The 7,398-nt window shown below is 70.1% G+C and carries 7 protein-coding genes; 5 read left to right on the forward strand and 2 right to left on the reverse strand.

Annotated elements, in window-relative coordinates; translation table 11 throughout:
* Positions 1-149 precede the first annotated feature (149 nt).
* Together ACFVM3_RS41395 and ACFVM3_RS41400 are read right to left on the reverse strand one after the other, a co-directional pair.
* Entirely contained in the window at positions 150-1,058 is a 909-nt protein-coding gene (locus tag ACFVM3_RS41395; protein ID WP_378445323.1) for a DUF4097 domain-containing protein, read from the reverse strand.
* Between the two features lie 11 nt (positions 1,059-1,069).
* Entirely contained in the window at positions 1,070-1,594 is a 525-nt protein-coding gene (locus tag ACFVM3_RS41400; RefSeq protein ID WP_378445325.1) for a toxin-antitoxin system HicB family antitoxin, read from the reverse strand.
* Positions 1,595-1,727: 133 nt separating this feature from the next.
* On the opposite strand from ACFVM3_RS41400, the gene thyX reads away from it, so the two are divergent.
* From thyX to ACFVM3_RS41425, 5 genes are all read left to right on the forward strand, one after another.
* Entirely contained in the window at positions 1,728-2,480 is a 753-nt protein-coding gene (gene thyX, locus ACFVM3_RS41405; RefSeq protein ID WP_007029376.1) for an FAD-dependent thymidylate synthase, read from the forward strand.
* Positions 2,480-2,872 (forward strand): ACT domain-containing protein, encoded by a 393-nt coding sequence (locus ACFVM3_RS41410; RefSeq protein WP_378445327.1) that lies wholly within the window; start codon positions 2,480-2,482, stop codon positions 2,870-2,872. Before thyX ends, ACFVM3_RS41410 begins: the two co-directional genes overlap by 1 nt.
* Before the next feature lie 82 nt (positions 2,873-2,954).
* A complete protein-coding gene (locus tag ACFVM3_RS41415) occupies positions 2,955-4,457 on the forward strand; it encodes a serine/threonine-protein kinase (RefSeq protein WP_378445329.1) in 1,503 nt (500 codons plus the stop codon).
* A gap of 111 nt (positions 4,458-4,568) precedes the next feature.
* Positions 4,569-5,582 carry a 4-hydroxy-tetrahydrodipicolinate synthase gene (gene dapA, locus ACFVM3_RS41420; protein ID WP_378445331.1) on the forward strand — a complete coding sequence of 338 codons (1,014 nt, stop codon included), beginning with the start codon at positions 4,569-4,571 and terminating at the stop codon, positions 5,580-5,582.
* Positions 5,579-7,276, forward strand: a complete 1,698-nt coding sequence (locus ACFVM3_RS41425) for a ribonuclease J (protein WP_185927423.1) — start codon at positions 5,579-5,581, stop codon at positions 7,274-7,276. The genes dapA and ACFVM3_RS41425 overlap by 4 nt, the downstream gene beginning before the upstream one ends.
* Positions 7,277-7,398: the final 122 nt, after the last annotated feature.

Here is a 7,398-nt window from a genome sequence, read left to right on the forward strand (position 1 = left end):
GCGAAAGCCACTTTCGCAACCTTCAACGTTGCGAAAGTGGCTTTCGCAACACGCCACCGGCAGCATGAAGAAATGAGCGAGGGACCTTCGCTCCCACCCCCGTGGAAAAGTGAGAGCAAAGGTCCCTCGATCCCCCTGCGGCCCGCGGCTCAGCTCGCCGCGCTGGTCACCACCGCGTCGCCGGTGCCGGTGCGCGCCCGCACCTTCAGCGAGACCTCCGAAGGCGCGGTCTCCGCGACCTCCAGTTCGCTGGACACTGACCCGGTCGTCGACGAAAGGTCGATCTCCGCCTGGACACCGCCGCGGATCCCGACGCGGACTTCACCCGATCCGGTGGTCAGCTCCAGCGTCCCGGAGGCGGCGTCCGCCACCGAGAGGGAGCCGCTGCCGGTGCGCGCCAGGACCTCGCCCGCGACCTCGCCGAGCCAGACGTCACCCGTTCCGGTCGCGAGCGTCGCCGAACCGCTCACCGACGCCGCCTCGACGGAGCCGCTGCCGGTGCGCAGCTGGAGACCGGACAGGGTCGGCCCCAGTTTGATGTCGCCGGTGCCGGTGCGGACGATCGCCGAACCGTCGGCCCGTTCGAGGCCGATCTTGCCCGCGCCGGTCATGAGGTCGGCCCGCCCGGCGGAGCCGGTGACCGTGACATCGGCCGCCCCGGCCCGCACCTCCAGATGCGAACCGGCGGGCGCCCGGACGGTCACGGCGAGCGGGACGTTCTTCAGCTGCCAGGCCTTCGGCGCCTGGACGACCAGCCGGTTGCCGACCTTCTCGATCCGCGTCTGTGCCACGGCGTCACCGACCGATCCGGCCGGCGAACCGCCGAGCTGGTCGCCGAAGCGTTCCCCGACCCAGCTGAGCAGGCTCGTCATCCCGTCCACCCACGGCTGCTGTTCGCCGCCGTCCCGGCGGACCTCGGCGTGGACGCCGTTCTCGGCGGTCAGTTCGATGGTCACCCGGCCGATGCCCACGCTCACGTCGATCTCGATCGGGCCCTCGGCCTCGAAGTCCTCGACACGCACGGTCTCTTCACCCGCGGGAGTGTTTTCCTCGGTCATTTCCGTCCCCCTCAGCCCTGGACCCAGCCGTGCAGGTGCGAACCGGCACCGCCGCCGGGCTTCTGCTTGTACTGCCAGTGCTCGCCGCCGCCCTTGCCCAGTGCCCCCTGGACGGCCTGCGAGACGAACGTGTTCAGTGAGACACCCTGAGCGGCGGCCGCGGCTTCGGCCTGGCCCTTGACCTGCTCGAACAGGCGCAGCGTGATGCGGGTGATGTCGCCCGTGTCCACCTTGGGCGCGCGCGGGGCCTCCCGCGGCGCCTCCTGGCGAGGCGCGGACTGCTCGGAGCCCTCGGCGGAGCCGGTGACGACGACACGCACGTCGCGGCCGTCGAGACGGACGTCGACGACGTGCCCCGGCAGCGCGGAGGTCACTTCGGCGGCCAGGTCGGCGAGGGCGTTCATGATGGTCAGGCGGGCGGCGGGCTCCAGCGCCGACGACAGCAGCGCGGCAGCGCGCCGCGTCTGCTCGTCGCCGGCCGAAGCCGTGTTCGCGAGGTCCTCGCGAAGGCTTGTGATGTACGGCGTCAGATCCATGACACCACTATGACGTCACTTCTGATGTCAGTCAAGGAGGTCATGACGTCACCGTGATGTCGCCCCGGCGTCAAACGGGGTTGCGGTTACGCTGCCCGGAGTCGTGGAGCAGGGGTCGTAAAGGAGTGCGAACGTGGCCGAGACCGTGTCACCCAAGGTTCAACTGATCGCGAAGACGGAGTTCTTCCCGCCGTCGGACGTACCGTGGTCGACCGATGCCGACGGTGGTGAGGCGCTGGCCGAATTCGCGGGCCGGGCCTGCTACCAGTCCTGGAAGAAGCCGAACCCGAAGACGGCCACCAACGCCGGCTACCTCGAGCACATCATCGACGTCGGCCACCTTTCGGTGCTGGAGCACGGATCCGTCAGCTTCTACATCACCGGGATCTCCCGCTCGCTGACGCACGAGCTGATCCGTCACCGGCACTTCTCCTACTCGCAGCTCTCGCAGCGCTACGTGCCGGAGCGTGACGCCGCGTTCGTCGAGCCCGACGTCATCGCGCAGGACCCGGAGCTGCACGCGAAGTTCCTCGCCGCCTCGCAGGCCGCCGTCGACGCCTACACCGAGCTGCTCGCCGGGCTGGAGGAGAAGTTCGCCGACGTGCCGAGCGCGACCCTGCGCCGCAAGCAGGCCCGCCAGGCCGCCCGCGCCGTGCTGCCGAACGCGACCGAGACCCGCATCGTGGTCACCGGCAACTACCGCGCCTGGCGGCACTTCATCGCGATGCGCGCCACCGAGCACGCCGACGTCGAGATCCGTGCCCTGGCCATCGAGTGCCTGCGCGAACTGCAGAAGGCTTCGAGCAACGTGTTCGCGGACTTCACCATCTCCGCGCTGCCCGACGGCACCGAGGTCGCGTCCAGCCCGAAGGTCCTCGAGGGCTGATGCGACGCCTCGCGATCGACGTCCGGCCCGGCGAGTACGCGGTCGCCCGCCTCGCCCCGGACGCGCCGATTCCGGCGAATCTGCTCGACCCCGGCGAGCCCGTGCTGATCTCCCTCACGCGGACGCCGGAGGAGCTGTCGGTGATCTGCCCGGCCGGTCTCGCACCGGACGGCGCCACCGTCGAGGACGGCTGGCGTCTGCTGTCGGTGCGCGGGCCGCTGGCCTTCACGCTGACCGGCATCATCGCGGCGCTGTCGAGCGAACTGGCCGCCGCCGGGGTGGCGCTGTTCTCGATGTCCACCTTCGACACCGACCACGTGCTGGTCCGGGCTCCCGAGCTGGAACGCGCGGTGAAGGCGCTCCGGGAAGCCGGACACGAGGTCACGGTCTGATCCACAAGCCCGGCGAAGGAACCTTTCGGCGCGCGAACGGGTCCGAGTTAGCATCCTGCGCGAACCGAAGGAGCACCGAACCTTGACCGACGAACAGACCCGTCCGTACGGGCCGCCCCAGCAGACGCAGCAGGCCTCCGGCGCGCGGATCGTCGCCGGCCGATACGCCCTGCTGGGCGAGCTCGGCCGCGGCGGGATGGGCATCGTCTGGCGCGCACAGGACCAGGTGATCGGCCGTCAGGTGGCGATCAAGGAGCTGAAGTTCCCGAACGCGCCCGAGGACGCTTCGGTGCTGACGGAGCGGATGCTGCGCGAGGTCCGCTCCGCCGGTCGTCTCAACGACCCGGCCGTGGTCACCGTGTACGACGTCGTCACCGAGAACGGCGCGACCTACATTGTGATGGAGCTGGTCGAGGCGCCGACGCTGGCCGACCTCGTGCGCGACCACGGGCCGCTGCCCGCCCAGCAGATCGCGCTGGTGGGGGAGCGGGTGCTGTCCGCGCTGCGGGCCGCGCACGCCGCCGGGATCGTGCACCGCGACGTCAAACCCGCGAACATCATGGTCGCGTCCGACGGGCGGGTGAAGCTCACCGACTTCGGTATCGCGCACGCCGCGGACGACCCGCGCCTGACCACCAGCGGCATGATCGTCGGCTCGCCCGCGTTCATGGCGCCGGAACGGGTCGAGGGCCGCGACGCGATGCCCGAATCCGACCTCTGGTCACTGGGCACGACGCTGTTCTTCGCCGCGGAGGGCATCGTCGCGTTCGAACGGTCGACCACCGCCGCGACGCTGCACGCGATCATGACCGAGGCCCCGTACCTGACCAGGGTCCAGGGGCCGCTGGCCGCCGCGATCCTCGGCCTGCTGGTCACCAAACCCGAGGCCCGGATGTCGTACGACCAGGTGCGCAGCCTGCTGGCCGCCGCGCAGGGCGTACAGGCCCAGCCGACCCCGCCCTCGGGCGGCACCGCGATGATGCCGCAGTCCGGTCAGCCGATGACCCGGCTCGCCCCGGCCCCGGCGAAGCGCAACCTGCGCCCGCTGTGGTTGAGCCTCGCCGCGGTCGCCGTGATCGGCGCCCTGGTGGGCGGGATCTTCCTCGGCCGGTGGATGGCCGCGCCGTCGGGGAACAACCAGGCCCAGCCCACCTTGACCTACGGCATCAACGGGCAGATCAAGCTCGGTGCCTCCGGTGACTGCTACAACGTGCCGCTCAAAGAGGGCGTCAACCTGAACGACGGCATCAGCTGCGGTAAGGACCACCTGCTGGAGGTCTTCGCCAAGGGCAGCCTGCTCGACGTCGAGTCCTATTCGGACGACGATGCCCAGGTCGCGGTGTATCCAGGCGCGGACGCGGTCAACCGGATCGCCGAGTCGCTGTGTTCGGCGACCTTCAATTCCAACGTCGTGCCCGGGGCACAGCGGGCGTCGCTGACCTGGCGGGCCGTCGTGCCGACCGAAGCCGAATGGAACCGGCCGCCCAACGACGACGACCCGAGCTACTCGCGCGGGTTCCTCTGCCTGCTCGCCAAGACCGACGGCAGCCAGATCCCCGCGCAGATCACGACCAAGGTCAAATAGCTCACAGAGAGTTTGCGCCGAGTTCGCCTTCGTCGCGGAAAATCTCCCGCATTCGGCGGGGACCACCACGTCGGCAAGGGGTTCGGCGCTCGCAGGAGGTACCTTCACAGCATGTCCACTCCACCAACCGCAGCGCCGGGAAGACCGTTCGGGCGCGTGCTCACCGCGATGGCCACCCCCTTCGACGCCGACGGCGCGCTGGACCTGAAGCGGGCGCAGGAGCTGGCCGAACACCTCGTGGAACTGGGCAACGACGGTCTCGTCGTGAACGGCACGACCGGGGAGAGCCCCACGACGACCGACGCCGAGAAGGCCGATCTCGTCCGCGCCGTCGTCGAAGCCGTCGGTGACCGCGCGACGATCGTCGCCGGGGCGGGCACGAACAACACCGCGCACAGCATCGAGCAGGCGAAGCAGGCCGAAGCGGCGGGCGCGCACGGTGTCCTCGTCGTCACGCCGTACTACTCGCGGCCCAGCCAGGCCGGGCTCTACGCGCACTTCACCACGGTCGCCGACGCCACCGAGCTGCCGGTGATGCTCTACGACATCCCGCCGCGCTCGATCGTCCCCATCGAGGTCGACACGCTGCTGCGGCTGGCCGAGCACCCGCGCATCCTCGCGGTCAAGGACGCCAAGGGCGACCTGATCGCCGGCTCCGAGGTCATCGCGAACACCCAGCTCGCCTACTACTCCGGTGACGACGGCCTCAACCTCCCGTGGGTCTCGGTCGGCGGCACCGGAGTCGTCAGCGTCATCGGGCACGTCGTGGCGGGCCGTATCCGCGGCATGATGGACGCCTACGAGTCCGGCGACACCTCGACCGCGCGCACCAACCACCGCGGCATGCTGCCGGTCCTGCGGGCGATGTCCCGGGTCGGCGGGGTGGCGTTCTCGAAGGCGGCCCTGCGGCTGCGCGGATTCGACATCGGTGACCCGCGGCTGCCCATCGTGGCCGCGAACGACGAGCAGCTCCAGGCGATTTCCGCGGATCTCGCCCAGGGAGGCGTGCCGCTCGGGGAAAGCGCCGCCAGTGACTGGCATGGTGCACGAGTGGCACAAGCAGATTCAGCGGCGGCCTACACGGCGCCGACCTCACATACCAGCGTAGGGACCATGCCTCGGTGAGTTCATTGCCAACCGGACCCGGACCGACCACCCCACCGCCCGCGCTGCCCGAAGGCGCCTTGCGCGTGGTCGCGCTCGGCGGAATCGGCGAAGTCGGCCGCAACATGACCGTCTTCGAATTCGGCGGCCGTCTGCTGATCGTCGACTGCGGGGTGCTCTTCCCCGAAGACGACCAGCCCGGCGTCGACCTGATCCTGCCCGACTTCCGCGCGATCGAAGACCGCCTCGAGGACATCGACGGCCTCGTCCTCACCCACGGGCACGAGGACCACATCGGCGCCGTCCCGTTCCTGCTGCGGCTGGTCCCGGACCTGAAGATCTACGGCTCCCGGTTCACGAACGCGCTGCTCGCGGCCAAGGCCAAGGAGCACCGGCAGCGGCCGAACCTGATCGAGGTCCGCGAGGGCGAACGACGCAAGGTCGGCGAGTTCGACCTGGAGTTCTTCGCGGTCAACCACTCGATCCCGGACGCGCTCGCGGTGGCCATCCGCACACCCGCGGGTGTCGTGCTGCACACCGGCGACATCAAGCTCGACCAGCTCCCGCTCGACGGCAGGCTGACCGACCTCGCCGGGTTCTCCCGGCTCGGCGACGAGGGCGTGGACCTGTTCTGCGTCGACTCGACCAACGCCGAGGTGCCCGGGTTCGTCATGCCGGAACGCGACATCGGCCCGGTGCTCGACGACGTCGTCCGCAAGGTCGGCCAGCGCGTCATCGTCGCCTGCTTCGCCAGCCACGTGCACCGCGTCCAGCAGGTGCTCGACGCCGCCGTCCGGCACGGCCGCCGGGTCGCCTTCGTCGGCCGCTCGATGGTCCGGAACATGGGGATCGCCGCCGACCTCGGGCTGCTGAACGTGCCCGACGGCCTGCTGGTCAACCTCGACCAGGCGGGCGACCTGCCCGAGAGCAAGGTGCTGTTCGTGTCGACCGGTTCGCAGGGCGAGCCGCTGTCGGCGCTGTCGCGGATGGCGCGCGGCGAGCACCGGCAGATCTCGATCCGCGCCGGCGACACCGTCGTACTGGCCAGCTCGATGATCCCGGGCAACGAGACCGCGGTCTTCGGCGTCGTCAACGGCCTCACCCGGCTCGGCGCGAACGTCGTGCACCAGGGCAACGCCAAGGTGCACGTGTCCGGGCACGCGTCGGCGGGCGAGCTGCTGTACCTGTACAACGCGGTGCGCCCCAGCAACGTCATGCCGGTGCACGGCGAGTGGAAGCACCTGCGCGCCAACGGAGAGCTGGCCGTGCGCACCGGTGTCGCGCCGGAGAACGTGGTCATCGCCGAGGACGGCGTCGTGGTCGACCTCGTCGACGGCAAGGCCACGCGGACCGGCCGGGTCGAGGTCGGGCACGTGTACGTCGACGGCCTCTCGGTCGGCGACGTCGGCGAGTCGACCTTGTCCGACAGGCTCGTGCTCGGCGAAGGCGGTTTCATCGCCATCACCGTCGCCGTCGACACCAGCACCGGCCGCGCGGTGACCCGCCCGACGGTGTCCGGACGCGGGTTCTCCGACGACCCGAAGGCGCTCGACGCCGTGCTTCCGATGGTGGAGATGGAACTCGCCAGGACCGAGGCCGAGGGCATCACCGACACGCACCGCATCGCGCAGGCCGTGCGCCGCGTCGTCGGCCGCTGGGTCGCCGACACCTACCGGCGCCGTCCGATGATCGTGCCGACGGTCATCCCCGTCTAAAGCTCGTGAGTGGTAAGGACGGTTGGAACCGGGTGGATTCATGCGATCGTCGCAACGTGCTCCTGTTAGGACAGTAGCTTGTTGAGTCGTTCGGCTGGGGTGTCCCAGTTGAGGGTTTTGCG

Origin of the sequence: Amycolatopsis sp. NPDC057786 (genome assembly GCF_042797905.1) — a bacterium.
In the GTDB taxonomy this organism is placed as follows: Bacteria; Actinomycetota; Actinomycetes; order Mycobacteriales; family Pseudonocardiaceae; genus Amycolatopsis.